Annotated in this window: 13 protein-coding genes; 3 read left to right on the forward strand and 10 right to left on the reverse strand. The window is 70.0% G+C overall.

Annotation, left to right across the window (positions count from 1 at the left end):
• Window positions 1-6 precede the first annotated feature (6 nt).
• On the forward strand, window positions 7-741 hold the full coding sequence (locus tag AB0M59_RS41950) for an SDR family oxidoreductase (protein ID WP_364627005.1): 735 nt from the start codon (window positions 7-9) through the stop codon (window positions 739-741).
• Here the strand turns inward: AB0M59_RS41950 and AB0M59_RS41955 are convergent.
• Complete coding sequence (locus AB0M59_RS41955; RefSeq protein ID WP_364627007.1) at window positions 738-1,736, reverse strand: SDR family oxidoreductase; 999 nt, start codon at window positions 1,734-1,736, stop codon at window positions 738-740. The genes AB0M59_RS41950 and AB0M59_RS41955 overlap by 4 nt on opposite strands.
• Before the next feature lie 70 nt (window positions 1,737-1,806).
• On the opposite strand from AB0M59_RS41955, the gene AB0M59_RS41960 reads away from it, so the two are divergent.
• A complete protein-coding gene (locus AB0M59_RS41960) occupies window positions 1,807-2,685 on the forward strand; it encodes a LysR family transcriptional regulator (protein WP_364627009.1) in 879 nt (292 codons plus the stop codon).
• 102 nt (window positions 2,686-2,787) lie between these two features.
• On the opposite strand, the gene AB0M59_RS41965 is transcribed toward AB0M59_RS41960, so the two are convergent.
• Together AB0M59_RS41965 and AB0M59_RS41970 are read right to left on the reverse strand one after the other, a co-directional pair.
• On the reverse strand, window positions 2,788-3,015 hold the full coding sequence (locus AB0M59_RS41965) for a hypothetical protein (RefSeq protein WP_364627011.1): 228 nt from the start codon (window positions 3,013-3,015) through the stop codon (window positions 2,788-2,790).
• The gene (locus AB0M59_RS41970; RefSeq protein WP_364627012.1) at window positions 3,012-4,469 is read right to left on the reverse strand and encodes an ABC transporter substrate-binding protein; all 1,458 of its coding nucleotides are present in this window, start codon (window positions 4,467-4,469) and stop codon (window positions 3,012-3,014) included. The genes AB0M59_RS41965 and AB0M59_RS41970 overlap by 4 nt, the downstream gene beginning before the upstream one ends.
• A gap of 97 nt (window positions 4,470-4,566) precedes the next feature.
• Between AB0M59_RS41970 and AB0M59_RS41975 the strand changes: the two genes are divergently transcribed.
• Complete coding sequence (locus AB0M59_RS41975) at window positions 4,567-5,901, forward strand: hypothetical protein (RefSeq protein ID WP_364627013.1); 1,335 nt, start codon at window positions 4,567-4,569, stop codon at window positions 5,899-5,901.
• 57 nt (window positions 5,902-5,958) lie between these two features.
• On the opposite strand, the gene AB0M59_RS41980 is transcribed toward AB0M59_RS41975, so the two are convergent.
• The 7 genes from AB0M59_RS41980 to AB0M59_RS42010 all read right to left on the reverse strand — a co-directional run bounded on the left by AB0M59_RS41980 (window position 5,959) and on the right by AB0M59_RS42010 (window position 16,524).
• Complete coding sequence (locus AB0M59_RS41980) at window positions 5,959-7,536, reverse strand: glycoside hydrolase family 13 protein (RefSeq protein ID WP_364627015.1); 1,578 nt, start codon at window positions 7,534-7,536, stop codon at window positions 5,959-5,961.
• Between the two features lie 34 nt (window positions 7,537-7,570).
• Entirely contained in the window at window positions 7,571-8,440 is an 870-nt protein-coding gene (locus AB0M59_RS41985; protein ID WP_364627016.1) for a carbohydrate ABC transporter permease, read from the reverse strand.
• Window positions 8,437-9,411, reverse strand: a complete 975-nt coding sequence (locus AB0M59_RS41990) for a sugar ABC transporter permease (RefSeq protein WP_364627017.1) — start codon at window positions 9,409-9,411, stop codon at window positions 8,437-8,439. Before AB0M59_RS41990 ends, AB0M59_RS41985 begins: the two co-directional genes overlap by 4 nt.
• Window positions 9,389-10,768, reverse strand: coding sequence for an extracellular solute-binding protein (locus tag AB0M59_RS41995; protein ID WP_364627019.1), 1,380 nt, complete (start codon window positions 10,766-10,768; stop codon window positions 9,389-9,391). The genes AB0M59_RS41990 and AB0M59_RS41995 overlap by 23 nt, the downstream gene beginning before the upstream one ends.
• A 193-nt stretch (window positions 10,769-10,961) precedes the next feature.
• Window positions 10,962-11,969 carry a LacI family DNA-binding transcriptional regulator gene (locus AB0M59_RS42000; protein WP_364627021.1) on the reverse strand — a complete coding sequence of 336 codons (1,008 nt, stop codon included), beginning with the start codon at window positions 11,967-11,969 and terminating at the stop codon, window positions 10,962-10,964.
• 88 nt (window positions 11,970-12,057) lie between these two features.
• Entirely contained in the window at window positions 12,058-14,232 is a 2,175-nt protein-coding gene (locus tag AB0M59_RS42005) for a discoidin domain-containing protein (RefSeq protein WP_364627023.1), read from the reverse strand.
• Between the two features lie 12 nt (window positions 14,233-14,244).
• Window positions 14,245-16,524 (reverse strand): discoidin domain-containing protein, encoded by a 2,280-nt coding sequence (locus tag AB0M59_RS42010; protein ID WP_364627025.1) that lies wholly within the window; start codon window positions 16,522-16,524, stop codon window positions 14,245-14,247.
• Window positions 16,525-16,697: the final 173 nt, after the last annotated feature.

A 16,697-nucleotide genomic window follows, 5' to 3' on the forward strand; every position in this document is an offset into this window, starting at 1 on the left:
GGCGTGATGGCGAAGACGGCGGTGGTGACCGGGGCAGGTTCGGGCATCGGGCGGGCGGTGGCGCGGGCCCTCCTGGAGGACGGCTGGTCCGTCGCCTTGGCGGGACGCCGGGCCGAAGCGCTGACCGAGACCGCCACGGACTCCGCGAACGCTCTCGTCGTGCCCACCGACGTCGCCGACGAAGAGTCCGTCGCCGCGTTGTTCGCCGCGGTTCGCGAACGGTGGGGGCGCCTCGACCTGCTCGTCAACAACGCCGGGATCGGCGCCGCCGGGACCGTGGCGGATCTGTCCGTCGAGGACTGGAAGCGGACCGTCGACGTCAACCTCACGGGCATGTTCCTCTGCGCTCAGCAGGCCGTGCGGCTGATGAAGGACCAGGACCCGCGCGGCGGCCGGATCGTCAACAACGGCTCCATTTCCGCGCACGCCCCGCGGCCCGCGAGCGTCGCCTACACCGCGACGAAGCACGCTGTCACCGGCCTCACCCGGTCGATCTCGCTCGACGGCCGCGCGTGGAACGTCGCCTGCGGGCAGATCGACATCGGCAACGCGGCCACCGAGATGACCGAGCGGATGGCCGCCGGCATCCAGCAGCCCGACGGCCGGGTCGTCGCCGAGCCGACGTTCGACGTCCGGCACGTCGCGGACGCCGTGCGCTACATGGCGGGCCTGCCGCTCGACGCCAACGTCCAGTTCCTCACCGTCACCGCGACGACCATGCCGTTCATCGGCCGCGGCTAGGGGATCACCCGCGCCTTGCGGAATTCGTCGAAGAGCCGGTAGAACATCTGCTCCGTCTCGACGTACGTGTGGAAACCCGCGCGGCGCGACTTCGACGTGTCCGCGAACATGTCGTAGTCCCAGCCGAACACGAAGTCGCCGAACGACCATGACGCTGAGACGTCCGCATAAGACGCCGTGAGGCCGTGTTCCGCGGCGAGCGAAGTCCACAGTGGAGCTTTGTCGGCCATGACGTCCACAAGGGACATCCGCAGTGGAGGGGCGACATCGAGGCCGAAGTACGCCGCCAGCTTCGGCCACAGCTCGCTCCACCGGAACAGGTCGCCGTTCGCGATGTTGAACGCGCCCTCGTGGCCCGTCGCCCAGACCGTCGCGTCGGCCAGGAGGCCCGCGTCCGTCATCTCCAGCAGGCTGTCGTACGCGCCGGGCTTGCCGGGGAACCGCAGCGGCAGGCCGAGCTCCTTCGAGATCGACGCGTACACCGCGATCACCAGCGCCAGGTTCATCGGGTTGCCCAGTGCCGTGCCGCCGACCACCGACGGCCGGATCGCCGACCAGGAGCCTCCTCGCTGCTCCAGGAACCGCTGCTGGTCGACGTTGAACTCCGGCGGCATGTGCCCGGCGTCGGTCTCGCGCGCCGGCGTCTTGAACGGGCCGAGGTGCGCACCGTAGACCTTGTACCCCTGCATCAGGCTGACGTGCTCGAGGGCGGCCGGGTCCACGGCGTCGACGAGGTTCGTCAGCATCGCCAGGTTCGGCGGGACCAGCTCGGCCCAGGTCGGCCGGTCCTGGTAAGCCGCGTAGAAGAGGTGCGTGACGCCGGTCAGCGCCCCGATCTTCGCCCGGGTGTCCGCCGCGTCGAGCAGATCGACGGCGAGACCGCCGCGGCGCGAGACGCTGATGACGTCCCAGCCCCCGTCCGCCCTGAGGTGCTCGACGAGGTTGCGGCCGATGATCCCGTTCGCCCCGGCGACCAGGGCTGTCTTGCGTTCCATGTCTCCAGGTTGGGCGCGGTGCGGTGATAAGTCCAAGGCTTAGTAATCACCAGTGCGATAAGCTTTCGTCATGGCAAGCTTGCGGCAGCTCGAGTACCTGGTCACGGTGGTCGACACCGGCTCGTTCACCCGCGCGGCCGAGCAGCTCCACGTGACGCAGCCCGCGTTGTCGCACCAGATGCGGGCCCTCGAACAGGGCCTCGGCGGGCCGTTGCTGGAACGCCTGCCCCGGACCGTCCGGCTCACGCCGATGGGCCGGGCGATGCTGCCGCACGCGCGGGCGGCGCTGGCCGACGCCGAACGCGCGCGCTGCGCCGCCCGGCTCGCCTCCGGCACGACGGCGGGGGAACTGCAGGTCGCGACCGTCTACTCGATGAGCCTGGGCGTGCTGCCGCCGGCGTTGCGCGTGTGGCGGCGCGACCGGCCCGGCGTCGACGTCCGGCTGATCGAGTTCCGCCACGCCGACGAGCTGCGGGAGGCGATGACGGCGGGCGAGGCCGACGTCGCGCTCGGCCCGCTGCCGGCGGCGTGGACCGGGCCGGTGCGGGAACTCGGGGTGGAGGAGTTCGTGGTCGTGCTCCCGGCGGACGGCGCTTCGGAAGACTCCGCGGCGGGTGTCGTCGACCTGGCCACGCTCGCCGGCTGCGCGTGGGTGCACTACGCGCCGGGCAACGGTTTGGCGGAGCTGGTCGACGCGGCGTGCGCGGCGGCCGGGTTCCGCCCCCGAGCGGCGGTCCGCACCGAGCAGACGGCGGCGGCGCCGATCCTCGCGGCGGCGGGCCTCGGGCCGGCGCTGGTCCCGGCGAACGTGCTGCCGGCCCGGTTCGACGGACGGGTCCTGCGCCCGAGCGTGCCGGTGCGCCGGACGTTGGCCGCCTACACGCGGGCCGCGCCGGATCCGCTGACGACGGCGTTCATCGAGACTCTCGGGAAGTACGCCGCGGTCTAGTGTCTCGCGTGGCAAGTTTTTTTGACGTTCGGGCCGCTGGAGTCCGGGCGCTCGTCGAGCCCGGGCCAGGCTCGGTAGCCCGGACCAAAGGTCTTGAATGAGTCATTCAGGACCTCCGAAGACCTGAATGAGTCTTTCAAGACGTTCGTACTCGCCGCCGCGCTGTCCGAGCTGGTCGCGCCGCAGGAGCAGGACGTCGACGTCGGCGTGCTCGCGGAACGCCCGCCCCACCGCGAGTTCGATCGCGTAGCCGCCCGCGATCCACCACGGTGCCCGGACCGCCGAGAACAGCTCGACGACCTCGGACAACGGCGCCGGCTCCCAGGTCACGAAACCCCGATCCCTGCCAGCACCGGGCCGGTGAACGGCGTCGTCAGGACGTCGTGGACCCGCGACGACCACACCGCGTGGCCGTGGCCGGACCACAGCGGGGCCACCGGGAGGTCGCGCAAAAGCTGGTTCTCCGCCAGCCGGTACAGCTCGCCCGACTCCTCCGGCGTCGCCGCCGCGTCCGCCAGCTCCAAGTTCTGGCGGAACACCTCGTCGGTGTAGCCCGACTCCGATGCCAGCCTCGACAACAGCTCGTACGGGCTCGCCGTGGCCAGCGAAACGTCCAGCGTGGACGGACCATCCGCCGCGCCGGACAAGGGTTGCGCGGTCACCGAAACGTCCAGGGCCTTGTGCAGGCCGACCACGAGCGTCCGCGTCCATGCCTCCGTCGAAGGCCCGAAGTAGACGGTCGCGCCGCCCGGGAACGCGGCCTGCTGCAGGAGGGCCTTGCCGGCCGCCGCGTCGAAGCTGCACGGACGGCACGTGCCCGAGCGCTCGCCGGGGGCGTCCGCCGGCGGCAGCAGTGCCTTGGCCGGGTCGGCCTGGTGGGCGAGCGGGCCGGCTTCGAGGGCCGCGCGGTCGACGCCGAGGGCGAAGCCGTGGCGGACCGTCGCGTCGGCGAACCGGGGGTTCGCCACGGGGAACGCCAGGTAGCCGGCTCGCGGCAACGCCCAGCTTGCGTGGTGGTCGTCGCCGAAGTCGTCGTGCATGGCGTCGTGCTTCTCGCCGGGGACCTCGGTGGCGAGGTCGAGCGTGCCCGCCTTGATCGCGTCGTACTGGGCGGCCGGGTCGCCGACGCGCAGCTCGATCTCCGCGGCCTTGCCGACACCGTCGCCGACGCGTTTGAGCGTGCCGCCCGAGCCGGGCCGCCAGGCGCCGTCCAGCCGGTACGGGCCGTTCCCGACGGGTGCCGCGGCAAAGCCCTTCCAGTCGTGCGAAGCGAGCACCGACGCGGGCAGTGGCACCAGACCAGGCGCCGAGAGCAGCGCGGGGACCTGGCCGGACGGGCGATCCAGGACAACAGCGATCGTGTCCGGAGTGGACGCCGTGATCGAGCGGGCCCGCAACAACTTCGTCAACACCGGCGCGGCCGCCCACTGCGAAGCAGCGACCGCTTTCCACGTGTCCACATAGGACTGGGCGGTGACCGGGGTGCCGTCGTGGAACGTCGCTGGCCGCAGCTTGACCGTCCAGTGCACCCGGTCGGTGCTCTCGATCGACTCGGCCGCCCGCGGCGTGAGCTCCCCGGTCGCCGCGTCGTAGTCGGCGAGCGGAGTCCACAGCACACCGGTCACCAGCCGGCCCGCCTGGTCGGTGACGTCGGCGGGCAGCAGCGTCGCGGGCTCGCGGATGCCGGCGGACAGGACGCCGGGCCGGGCCGGGCCGGGATCGGAACAGCCTGTGACGGCGAGGGCCACCGTGACGAGCGAGGCGAGCAGGACGAGCAAGCGCATGCGCCAGTCCTACCAGTCAGGAGGCAACCAAAGGCGGTTGTGTCCGGTTGATCTCCGTCGTACCGTTCCCCGGGGATCACGCGTTCTGGGAGGTTTCGTGCGCACCTGGCTCCGGTCGTGCTTCGCCGCCGTCACCGTCAGCGCCACGCTGGTCGCGACCGGGCTTCCGGCCGCCGCCTGCGGCGAGGACGACAAACCCGCTGTTCCGGCCGCCCGCACCCTGGGCGACCCGGGGGCGATCAAGAACGTCAAGGCCGTCGGCAACGTGCCGGACGCCGCCGGCGCCATCTCGGTCAACTTCCTCGACTACGGCCGCCGCGACGTCATGGTCGTGTCCGGCGAGTTCGGGCTGAAAGTCTACGACCTGACGAAGAACCCGGCCGCGCCGAAGCTGGTCGGGCAGGTCAGCCTGCCGGGGCTGTGGGAGACCGAGGACACCGAGGTCGACCAGAACCGCAAGCTGGTGTTCCTGTCCCGCGACCCGCGTGCGTTCGGCGGCACGACGCACACCGGTGAGTCCGGCATCTACGTCGTCGACGTGTCGAAGCCCGAGGCCCCGGCGATCCTCAGCTACACGAAGGTGCCGGCCGGGCACACGACCAGCTGCGTCGACGGCTGCCGCTACCTGTGGACCGGCGGCCCGGCGAAGGCCGACGACCAGCCCGCCGACTGGGGTGGACGGCCGATCTGGGTCACCGACATCCGCGACCCGCGCCACCCGAAGGTGAACCCGCAGCCGATCGAGCTGGCCCGCAACGACGGCAAGACCGACTACGTGCACGACGTCCAGGTGGACGGCAACGGCGTGGCCTGGGTGTCCGGCCGCGGCGGCGTGCGCGGCTACTGGACTTCCGGGATTCACCGGGACCCGCTGACCGGCAGGATCCGCCGCGCGACGGCGCACGAGCCGGTGCCGTATGCCGGTGGTGGCATCGCCGAGACGGCGGCGCCCTCGCGGTTCATGCACAACAGCTTCCACCCGGCCGGGAACCGCGTCGGCGACGGCGCCTGGCGCGGTCAAGACCTGATCTACGCGACGGAGGAGAACTTCGTCGACGGCTGCGCGGGCGACGGCGTCCTGACGATCTCGTCGCTGAAGGGCTCCTACCACGGCGAAGGCTGGCGTTCGACACCCGAGCAGCCGTTCCGCCTGGAGAGCGTCGGCACGTGGGGCGTCAACGGCCAGGAGGGCAGCGACCCGGCGTCGGACGACTGCTCCGCGCACTACTTCGACGTCCGCGGCAAGATCCTGGTGCAGTCGTTCTACGCGCAGGGCACGCGGTTCCTCGACGTCAGCGACCCGACGAACCCGCGCCAGATCGCCTACTACCGCCCGGGTGACGCGAGCGCGTGGGCGCCGTACTGGCACGGCAAGTACGTCTACGTCGCCGACAACGCCCGGGGCATCGACGTCCTGCAGCTCACGAAGTAGCGCTTGATCCACCGGAGGCCGCCGCCGAGTTCGCTCGGCGGCGGCCTCCGGTGCGTTTTAGCCGCGCAGCCAGACCGCGGTGTCGGTGGGCAGGGAGTCCGTGACCTCGCCGCTGGCCAGCAGGACTTCGCCCGCCGGGAGCGGCACCGGCGACGCCGAGAAGTTCAGCGCGAACGTGAACCCCGTCCCGAGCCGGAACGCCAGCACCCCTTCGCCGAGGGAGAGCCACTCCAGCTCACCCGGGGGAAGGTCCCGCCGCAGGTGGAGCCCGGAGCGGTAGAGCGACAGCATCGACGCCGGGTCCGCCGCCTCCGCTTCCGCCGTGTAGGCCTTCCACTCCTCGGGCTGCGGCAGCCACGCGTCCCCGGAGCCGAAGCCGAACGGCGGCTCGTCACCCGACCACGGGATCGGCACCCGGCAGCCGTCGCGGCCCGGGTCGGCGCCGTTCGTGCGGGCCCACACCGGGTCCTGGCGCAGGTCGTCCGCGATGTCCAGGACCTCCCACAGCCCCAGCTCCTCGCCCTGGTAGACGTACAGACCGCCGGGCAGCGCCAGGGTCAGCAGCGCCGCCGCCCGGGCCCGCCGGGTGCCCAGCTCGAGGTCCACCGGCAGCTCGTGCAGCCGGTTCGCGAAGCTGAACCCGGTGTCGCCCTGCCTTCCGTACCGCGTGACGTGCCGCGTCACGTCGTGGTTCGACAGCACCCACGCGGCCGGCGCGCCGACCTCGTTGTGCGCGCGCAGCGTGCGGGTGATGACGTCGCGGAAGCGCTCGGAATCCCAGGGACAGACCAGGAAGTCGAAGTTGAACGCCGAGTGCAGCTCGTCGCGGCGCAGGTAACGCGCGGCGCGGGACATGTCCTCCAGCCACATCTCGCCGACCAGCACGCGCTCGCCCGCGTAGCTGTCGGCGATCTTGCGCCACGACCGGTAGATCTCGTGCAGGCCCTCCATGTCGGAGAACGGCGTCTCGTCGCCGTCGTCGACGTCGGGCAGCCGCGGGTCCTTGACGAGCCCGTCGGCGACGTCGATGCGGAAGCCGTCCACGCCGCGGTCGAACCAGAACCGCAGCACGTCTTCGAACTCCGTGCGGATCTCCGGGTTGTCCCAGTTGAAGTCGGGCTGGCGGGAGCTGTAGAGGTGCAGGTACCACTCGCCGTCGGCCACGCGCGTCCACGCGGACCCGCCGAAGCGCGACTTCCAGTTGTTCGGCGGCTCGGCGCCGTCCGGCCCGCGGCCGGGGCGGAACCAGAACCGTTGCCGCTCCGGCGATCCCGGGCCCGCTTCGAGCGCGGCCTGGAACCACCGGTGCTCGTCGGAGCAGTGGTTGGGCACGATGTCGATGATCACCCGGATGCCGCGGGCGTGCGCCTCGGCGATCAGGTCCTCCGCCTCGGCGAGCGTGCCGAAGAGCGGCTCGATGTCGCGGAAGTCGGCGACGTCGTAGCCGCCGTCGTCCATCGGCGAGGGGTACCACGGGGTGAACCAGATCGCGTCGATCCCCAGGTCGGCCAGTTGGTCCAGCCGGGCGCGGACGCCGGCGAGGTCGCCCACGCCGTCGCCGTTGCCGTCCGCGAAGCTGCGGATGTAGACCTGGTAGATCGCCGCGCTCCGCCACCAGCCGGTCTTGTCGGTCACGAAAGTGCCCTCCTAGTCGTCGTGAAAACCCGGCTCAGCCCTTGATGCTGCCGGCGGTCAGCCCGGCGAGGATCTGCCGCTGGAAGGCCAGGAACAGCGCCACCATCGGCAGGCTGGCCAGCACCATCCCGGCGACGAGCACGTTGAGCGGCATGTCGATCGCCACCCGCTGCAGCATCACCGAGAGCGTCTGCTTTTCGGTGTCCGGGAACACCAGCAGCGGCCAGATGAAGTCCTTCCACGCGGTGACCACCGCGAGGATCGACACCACGGCCAGGATCGGCCGCGAGATCGGCAGGATGATCCGCCAGAGCGTGCGCACCGGCCCGGCGCCGTCGATGCGCGCCGCCTCGATCAGCTCGTCCGGGATCTGGTCGAAGAACCGCTTCAGCAGGTAGATGTTGAACGCGTTCGCGGCCGCCGGGAGCCAGACCGCGGTCGGCGAGTTGATCAGGTTGAGGTGCAGCAGCGGCAGGTCCGTCACCGTCACGTACGTCGGGACCAGCAGTGCCGTGGCCGGCAGCATCAGCGTCGCCAGCATCAGCCCGAGCACGACGTTGCCGAACTTCGGGCGCAGCTTCGACAGCGCGAACGCGGCCGGGACATCGATGGCCAGCTGCGCCAGCCATGCGCCGCCGGCGACGACGAGCGTGTTGAGGAAGTACTTGCCCAGGCTCAGCTGGTCCCACGCGTCGGCGAAGGTTTCCGGGTGCCACTCGTGCGGGACGAGCGTCGCCGGCGTCTGCGCCAGTTCCTGCGGGGACTTCATCGCGCCGGTGATCACCCAGTACAGCGGGAACATGAAGGCCAGGAGAAACAGCACCAGCGTGCAGGCGAAGACGACGCCGTAGACGACCTTGCCGCGCGGGCTGCGCAAAGCGCCGGGCGAGACGAGGGTCCTCATGACTGGTCCGCCTTCCGCGTCAGCCGGACGTACCACGCCGAGAACACGCCCAGCGCGATGAAGAGCAGCAGGCTCATCGCGCTCGCCGAGCCGAAGTCGTTGTAGACGAAGGCGTACCGGTAGAGCAGCAGGAGCACGGTGACCGTCGAATCGTCCGGCCCACCGCCGGTCATCACGTACGGCTCGGTGAACACCTGCATCGTCGCGACGATCTGCAGCAGCAGGAGCACCAGCAGGACGAACCGCGTCTGCGGGAACGTCACGTGCCGCAGGCGCTTCCACAGCCCGGCGCCGTCGAGCTCCGCGGCTTCGTAGAGCTCGCCGGGGATCGTGCCGAGCGCGGCCAGGTAGATGAGCGTGGTGCTGCCCATGTTCGCCCACGTCGAGACGAACACCAGCGACAGCATCGCGGTGGTGGAGGAGTCGAGCCACTGGCCGCCGGGCAGCCCCACCGCGCCGAGCGCGGAGTTGAACAGGCCCGGACCCGGGTCGTAGAACCACTTCCACATCAGCGCCGTCACGACCGGCGGCAGCATCACCGGCAGGTAGACGGCGAGCCGGAAGAACGCCTTCGCGTGCCGGATCTCGTTCAGCAGCACGGCCGTCAGGAACGGGACGGCGAAGCCGAAGACCAGCGCCAGCCCGGTGAACAGCAGCGTGTTGCGCCAGGCGACGCCGAACAGCGGGTCCGCGAAGAGCCGGCTGAAGTTGTCGAACCCGACCCACGTCGGCGCGTTGACGAAGTCGACCTGCTGGAAGCTCAGCAGGACCCCGCGCACGATCGGGTACCAGGAGAAGAGGGCGAACACCACGAGCGCGGCGCAGAGCAGGCCGTACGCGGTGAGGTTCTCCTTGAGCTTGCGCTTGAGGCCGGTGCGGCGGCGTTCTTCCGGGGAAGCGACCGGCCGCCTGGCCCGCGACGAGGACGTCGCGGGCCAGGCGAGGAGGCTACTTGACCTGGGCGAGGACACTGTTGACCTTCGACGACGCGGACGACAGCTGCTGGTCGAGGTTCGCGTTCTGGTCGGTCAGCACCGCCTGCATCACGCTGTCGAGCGCGGCGTAGATCTGCTGCGCGTTCGGCGGCTCGATGCTGCCCTTGATCTTGCTGGTCGTGTCCACATAGGACTGGTAGTTCTTCGCGGGGACGTTGGCGTACTTGGCCTTCAGGGCCAGCTGCTGCTCGCGGACCGAGCCCGTCCAGACGTCCGGGGTCGGCTCGGCGGGCAGGCCGACCGGCTGCTTGCCGTCGACGTACTGCTGGATGTGCTTCTCGAAGCGGTCCGGGTTGAGGTACTTCCACTGGATCCACTCGAGGCCGGCCTTGACCTTGTCCGGCGAGGCCTTCGGGTTGATCATGTAGCCCTCGCCGCCGAGCAGCGTGCCCTGGCCGCCGGGCATGCCGGCGATGCCGTAGTCCTCGTACTTGCCGTTGAACTGCTTGACCAGCACAGGAACGTTGTCCGGGGCGGCCATGTACATGCCGAGCTGGCCGGCGCCCATCATGCGCTGGACGTCCGTGGCTTCGAGGAGCTGCTTGGCGCCCATCGAGTTGTCGGTCCAGCGCATGTCGTGCAGGTACTGGAGGGCCTGCTTGCCCTTTTCGTTGTTGAAGTCGGCGACCCACTTGTCGCCGTCCTTGCGGGCGATGTCGCCGCCCATCGAGTACAGCCAGCCGGTCATGTGCCAGCCGCCCTGGTTGTTCTTGCTGTAGTCGGCGTACCCGACGGTGCCGTTGCCCAGCGCGGCGATCTTCTTGGCGTCCGCGCGGACCTCGTCCCAGGTGGTCGGCGGCTTGTCCGGGTCGAGCCCGGCCTTCTGGAACAGCGGGCGGCTGTAGACCAGGCCCATCGTGTAGTTCATCGTCGGCAGGCCGTAGAGCTTGCCGCTCGCGTCCCGGAAGTTGTCGAGGAGTTCCGGCTTGATGTCGTTGATGTGCGGAACGCTCTTCGCAGCTTCCGTGATGTCGGCGGCCTGACGGCGCGCGATGATCTGCGCCGGGTCGGTGAAGTAGACGTAGTAGACGTCCTCGAGCTGCCCGCCGGCGAGCTTCGCGGAGAACGTCTTCGGGTCCATGAACCCTTCGTGCGGATCGATGTCGATGTTCGGGTGGGAAGCCTCGAACTCCTTGACGTCGGCGTCGAACACGCTGCGCTCGAACGGCTGACTGGTGGGCGGTTGGCCGGTGACCGTGATCTTCACCTTGCCCCCGGGCGCGGCGGCGGTGTCGCCGTCGTCGCCGCAGGCGGCCACCCCCAGCGCGAGGCCGCCTGCGGCCAGCAGGCAGAACATCCGGCGGGGCAAGGATCGGGACCAGGGACTGCTCATCTCAAGCCTCTTCTCGGGTCGCGACGGCTGTCACGTGATTGCGGTCACTCTAAAGTGTGAGAGCAGATCGACGCAATAAGGCGACGAGAAGTTGCAAGTTACGAACAGGCTGCGGCCGCGCTCTCGCCCTCGTCGACCTGGACGTACGAAAAAGACGCGACGGCCGGCAGGCCGTCGCGCCTTCGAGGGAGACCTATGCCGTGCGGCGGGCTGTCGACCCCCGGACCACCAGCTCCGGCGCGAACAGCAGCTCCTCAGCCGCCACCTCACCGCCGTTGATGCGCTTCACCAGCAGCTCCACCACCGCGCGCCCCATCGCCTCGATCGGCTGGCGGGTGGTCGTCAGGGGCGGGTCGGTGCAGTTCATCAACGCCGAGTCGTCGTAGCCGACCACCGAGATGTCGTCCGGCACCGACAGCCCCTGCCGTCGCGCCGCGCGGACCGCGCCCAGGGCCAGCAGGTCGCTCGCGCACAGCACCGCCGTCGCGCCGCGCGGGTACAGGCGGGCCGCCGCCGCGTGGCCGCCCTCGATCGAGAACATGCCGTGCTCGACCAGCTCGTCCAGCACCGGCAGCCCGAGCTTCGCCGCGTACGACTGGAACGCCGCGAGCTTGCGCTGGGACGGCACGTGGTCCGACGGGCCCAGGACCAGCCCGATCTTCTCGTGCCCGAGCGAACTCAGGTGCCCGACGACCTGCTCGACGGCCACCGCGTCGTCACACGAAACCTGCGGCAGGCCGAGGTGGTCGACCGCCGCGTTGATGAGCACCGTCGGGAGCCGCCGCTCGACGAGGTGGTGGTAGTGCGAGTGGATCGCGTCCGCCTGCGCGTACAGCCCACCGGCGAACACCACGCCCGACACCTGCTGCTGCAGGAGCAGCTCGACGTACTCCGCCTCCGACACCCCGCCCGCCGTCCGCGTGCACAGCACCGGCGTGAACCCCTGCTGCGCGAGGGCGTTGCCCATGATCTCGGCCAGCGCGGGGAAGATGGGGTTCTGCAGCTCCGGCAGCACCAGCCCGACCAGGCGGGCCCGCTCGCCGCGCAGCTGGGTGGGGCGTTCGTAGCCCATCACGTCCAGCGCGGTGAGCACGGCGGCCCGGGTGCTGGCGGACACCCCGGACCGGCCGTTGAGCACCCGGCTGACCGTGGCTTCGCTGACCCCGACCTGGCGGGCGACTTCGGCAAGACGACGCGTCATGAGTGAAACTTTACAGCAACTGGGCGCAAAAGTATGACAAGCCCGTACCGGTGTCAGGTACCGGTACGGGCTTGCCGGATGCCCGAGCCTACGAAGCCGCCACTTCGAACTCGGACACCTGACCCGCGGGCCAGCCCGTGTTCCCGGTGAACGTCAGCCGCACGAAACGCTGGGACGTCGCCGTGAAAGAAGCCGACGCCGTGTTGCCGGAAGCCGGGTCGAACGCGTAGCCGCGTGAACCCACCAGCGTCGTGTACGAGCCGCCGTCCGTGCTGCCGGAGATCGTCACCGTCTCCGTTCGCGCGCCCCACGCCGAGGACGGCGGCAGGCGGAGCGTCACCTTGTTGATCGACGCCGCCGCGCCCAGGTCCACCGTCAGCGTCTGCGGGAACGCGTTGTTCGCGCTCTCCCAGTACGTGTCCGCGTTGCCGTCGTTCGCGTTCGACGGCGGGAAGCCACCGACGGACGCCGACGCGCTGATCGCCTTGCCGCGCGCGAGGTTGCTGCCGGACGTAGGCGGCTGCGGCGGGCCCGAGTTCGGCGCGGGCCACGTCGAGCAGTCGCCCCAGGTGCCGGTCCAGCCGCTGTTGCCCGAGCCGCCGAACGTCATGCGCGGGATCGACGTCGGGTACGGGCAGTTGTACGTCCCGGTCACGCCGACGCCGGACGCGCTCAGGTTGCTGATCGACACCGACCCCTGCGTCTGCGACTGCGCCACGAACGTCCCCACACCCTGCACCGAGACGCCGTCGAGCGTGACGCCCTGGATCGGCTTGCCGGCGCCGTTGCCGTCGATGAACTGGATCGCTTCGTACGGGCTTTGGATCGCCGTGAACCCGGTGACCCGGATCGTCACGCCGGTGATCGCCTGGTCACGCGCGTCGAACCACAGCGCGCCGACGCCGAACTGCCAGTTCGGGTCGAGCGCCCCGGCCCGCAGCGCCGTGTTGTTCGACAGTGTGACCGTGCCGCCGAGCGGCACCGAGTTGAACCGGTTCGCGACCAGGTATCCACCACCGAGGGCGTTCGTGTCCTGGACGAGGTTGCCGCTCACCGTGTTGTTCGAGCCGCCGTACAGCGCGATCCCGTTGGCCAGGTTCGGCTGCACGATCGTGTTGTTGGCCAGGGTGTTGCCGGAGTCGGCCTGGCCGTTGGACCAGAGCGCGAGGCCGTCGTCGCCGTTGTTGCGCAGGTAGTTGTTGCGCAACGTCGAGTTCGTGACGGCACCGTCGAAGTTCACGCCGTCGGCCTGGGTGTCGAGGATGCGGTTGTTCTCGATGGTGAGGTTCGACGACGCGCCGTTCATCAGCCACAGCCCGCACTTCGTGTCCTGGATCCACAGGCCGCTGACGACCGAGCCGTTCCCGAGGACGCCGTGGAACGCGTTGTCCGGGCTGCCGTCGTTGCGCTCGGTCACGTCACCGAACACCGCGAAGTCGTACAGCTTGATGTTCCCGGACGCGCTGCCGTTGTTGAAGATGTTGTTGCCGTGCAGCACCGTGTACCACTGGCCCGCGCCGCGAACCGTCGTCTGGTCGATCTGCAACGCAGACCCGATCTCGAACCGGCCCTGCGGAACCCACAGCTCCTTACCCTGCGAGCGCGCCGCGGACAGACCGTTGCGGAACGCCTGCGTGTCGTCCGACGAGTCGTTCGCGGTGGCGCCGTAGTCGGTCACCGACAGCGCGGCAGAGGGTTTCGTGCCCGCGCCGCCGACCTGCTCGAAGTCGGCGAGGTCGATGGTCGCCTGCCCGACGTCACCGGAGTCGGCCGAGACCCGGACCTTCGTGCCGGCCGCGGCGTTCTGGCCGAAAAGCACGCGGGCGTCGTCGAAGAAGTGGTGCGTCTTCGAGCCCGTGATGAAGCCGGTGTCCACATAGGTGTACCGGGACGTCACGGGCAGCGCGAGCTTGGACCCGTTGACGGTCACCGAAAGCCGCCCGGACGAGCCGTCGGGCAGGTTGTAGTGGACGTTGATCGAGTTCGCCGCCGCGGGGAGCGTGAACTCGACGTACTGGCCGGTCGTGATCCGAACGGCCTGCCGCCCGGACGCCTCCGAGGCGATGCTGGCCTGCGTGTAGTCGGGGCCGACGGCCGAGCCGTTCGTCGCCGAGCACTCGGCTTCGACGGTCCGGAACGGCACGCTCGCGCCGCCGGACGCCGTGGTCGGGCAGGTCGCGGCCGTGGCGGGGGTGCCGCCGGACAGCACGGCCAGGCCGGATGCCGCGAGTGCAGCGGCAAGTAGAGCCGGGATACGGGACATCGTCAGCACCTCTCAGGACGAATAGGCTTCGAGTTCGGACAGCTGCCCGGCGGGCCAGCCGGTGTTGCCGGTGAAGGTCAGGCGCAGGGTGCGCGCCGACGTCGCCGGGAAGGTGATGGTCGCGGTGTTGCCGGACGCGGGGTTGAACGTGTAGCTGGCGGCAGTGACATGGCCGTCGACCGCGATCGTCTGCGTGCGCGTGCCCCACGCCGAGGACGGCGGCAGCTTCAGCACCAGTCGCGACACCGAAACCGTGGCCCCGAAGTCGACGGTCAACGACTGCGGGAACGCGTTGTTCGCGCTCTCCCAGTACGAGTTCGCGTCGCCGTCGACGGCGTTGCCCGGCGGGAACCCGCCCTGGGACGCCGACGCGCTGATCGCCTTGTGCAGCGCCAGGTTCCCGGTCGGCTGAGTGGTCGTCGTGGTGGTCGGCGGCGTGGTGGGAGTCGTCGTGCCGCCGTTGTCGGAGCCGTACACCGGCGTCGGCCACGAACCGCAGAACGTCGTCGACCAGCCGGAGTTGCCGCCCTGGTCGGCCAGCCCGCTCATCGCGTCCGGGCCCATGCAGTTGTAGACGCCGGCCCGCCCGACCCCGGTCGCGACCACGTTCTTCACCGAACCGCTGGGCTTGGCCTGGATCTGCCACGCGAAGGTGCCGGCGCCGCTGATGCGCACGTTCGTGAAGTGCACGTCGGTGGTGGCGCTGTCGATGAACTGGATGGCCTCGTAGTTGTTGTCCTGCAGGTCGAGGTCGGTGACGTCGACGCGGCCGGTGATGGCCGAGTCGCGGCCGTCGAACCACAGCGCGCCGACGCCGAACTGCCAGTTCGAGTCGAGCACGCCGGTGCGGATCGCGGTGTTGCGCGCGACGGTCGTGGTGCCCGAGAGCGGCACCGCGCTGAACCGGTTGGCGATGTGGAGGCCGCCGCCCTGGTCCTGGTTGTCGGCCACGACGTTGTCGGACACGGTGTTGTCGTGCCCGCCGTAGATGGCGATGTTGTTGGCGAGGATCGGCAACAGCACGGTGTTGAAGGAGAACGTGTTGTGGTGGTCGGCGTCGTGCTCGGACCACATCGCCAGGCCGTCGTCGCCGGTGTTGCGCAGGAAGTTGTTCGTCACGGTGACGTTGCTGATGCCCTGGTGCAGGTTCAGGCCGTCGGCGGTCTGGTCGAGGATCCGGTTGCCGGACACGGTGAGCCCGTCGAACGGCCCGTCGAGCCACAGCCCGACCTTCGTGTGCTGCAGCCACAGGTTCTGCACGACCGAGCCGCCGCCGAGCGCGCCGCCGATGGCGTTGGACTGGTCGCAGTCGACGCGGGCGTCGACCTGGCCGATGATCGCGAAGTCGTAGAGCTTCACCGCGCTGCTCGTGCCCGGGATCGCGCCGTTGCCCGGGTAGGTCGACGTCCCGCAGCTGGCCGGTTCGCCCTTGCCGAAGATCCCGGCACGCGGGCCGGTCAGCACGGAGTACCAGGGCCCGGCGCCGCGGATCGTCACCTGGTCGACGGTGATGTGGTGGCCGAGGGTGAACGTCCCGGCGGGAATCCAAACCTCCTTGCCCTGACTGCGAGCCGCCGCGACCGCCGAGTCGAACGCCGAAGCGTCGTCGCTCGTGTCGCCCGCGGTGGCGCCGTAGTCGGTGACGGACACCGAGTTCGCCGGTCGGGTCGCCGCCGCGCCGACCTGCTCGAAGTCGGCCAAGTCGATGGTCGAGGCCGTGGTGTCGCCCGCGTCGACCTGCAGCTTGATCTTCGTGCCGGCCGGGTACGACGTGCCGAGCAGCGCGCGGGTCTCGTCGTAGAAGTGGTGCGCGTGGCCGTCACCCGGGTTGTTGGTGAACGGGTACGAGCCGTAGTACCAAGCCCACTTCGACGTCAGCGGGACGTCGCGGTTGTGGGTACCGCCGACGTACAGCGAGATCGTGCCGTTCACCGAATCCGGGACGCTGTAGCGGAAGTCGATCGAGTTCGCCGGGGCGGTGAGCGTGAACTCCACGTACTTGCCCTGACCGGACAGCGTCACGGCTTTGCGGCCGGACGCTTCGCCGGCGAGCGTGCCCGCCGCGCGGTTCGGGCCGATGATCGTGCCGTTCGTCGCGGCGTTCTCCGCTTCCTGTTCGAGGAAGGGCACACTCGCGCCGCGGCCGGCGGCGAGCGCCGAACCCCCGGCGGGGACGGCGGCGATCGTCAGGCCGGCCGCGACGGTCACGGCGGCGGCGAGAGCACCGAATCTCTTGGCCCGGAAGCGATCCGGGGCTTTTTCGGGCGCGCTGAAGACAGAGCTGGGAGACATGGGCGGCACTGGCCTTTCCGCAGCAGGTGGGGGACCTCTGTGACCGGGATCATACGAATCCTGGACAAGAAATCGCAATAGTTGGACGAACTTACGCAACTTTGCGACAGGAATTGACGACTGCGCCGGATGTCCGACGTTCGCTTACGCCCGGCGGAGCAACGCCGTGGCAG

This window comes from Amycolatopsis sp. NPDC051371 (assembly GCF_040682155.1).
Lineage (GTDB): Bacteria > Actinomycetota > Actinomycetes > Mycobacteriales > Pseudonocardiaceae > Amycolatopsis.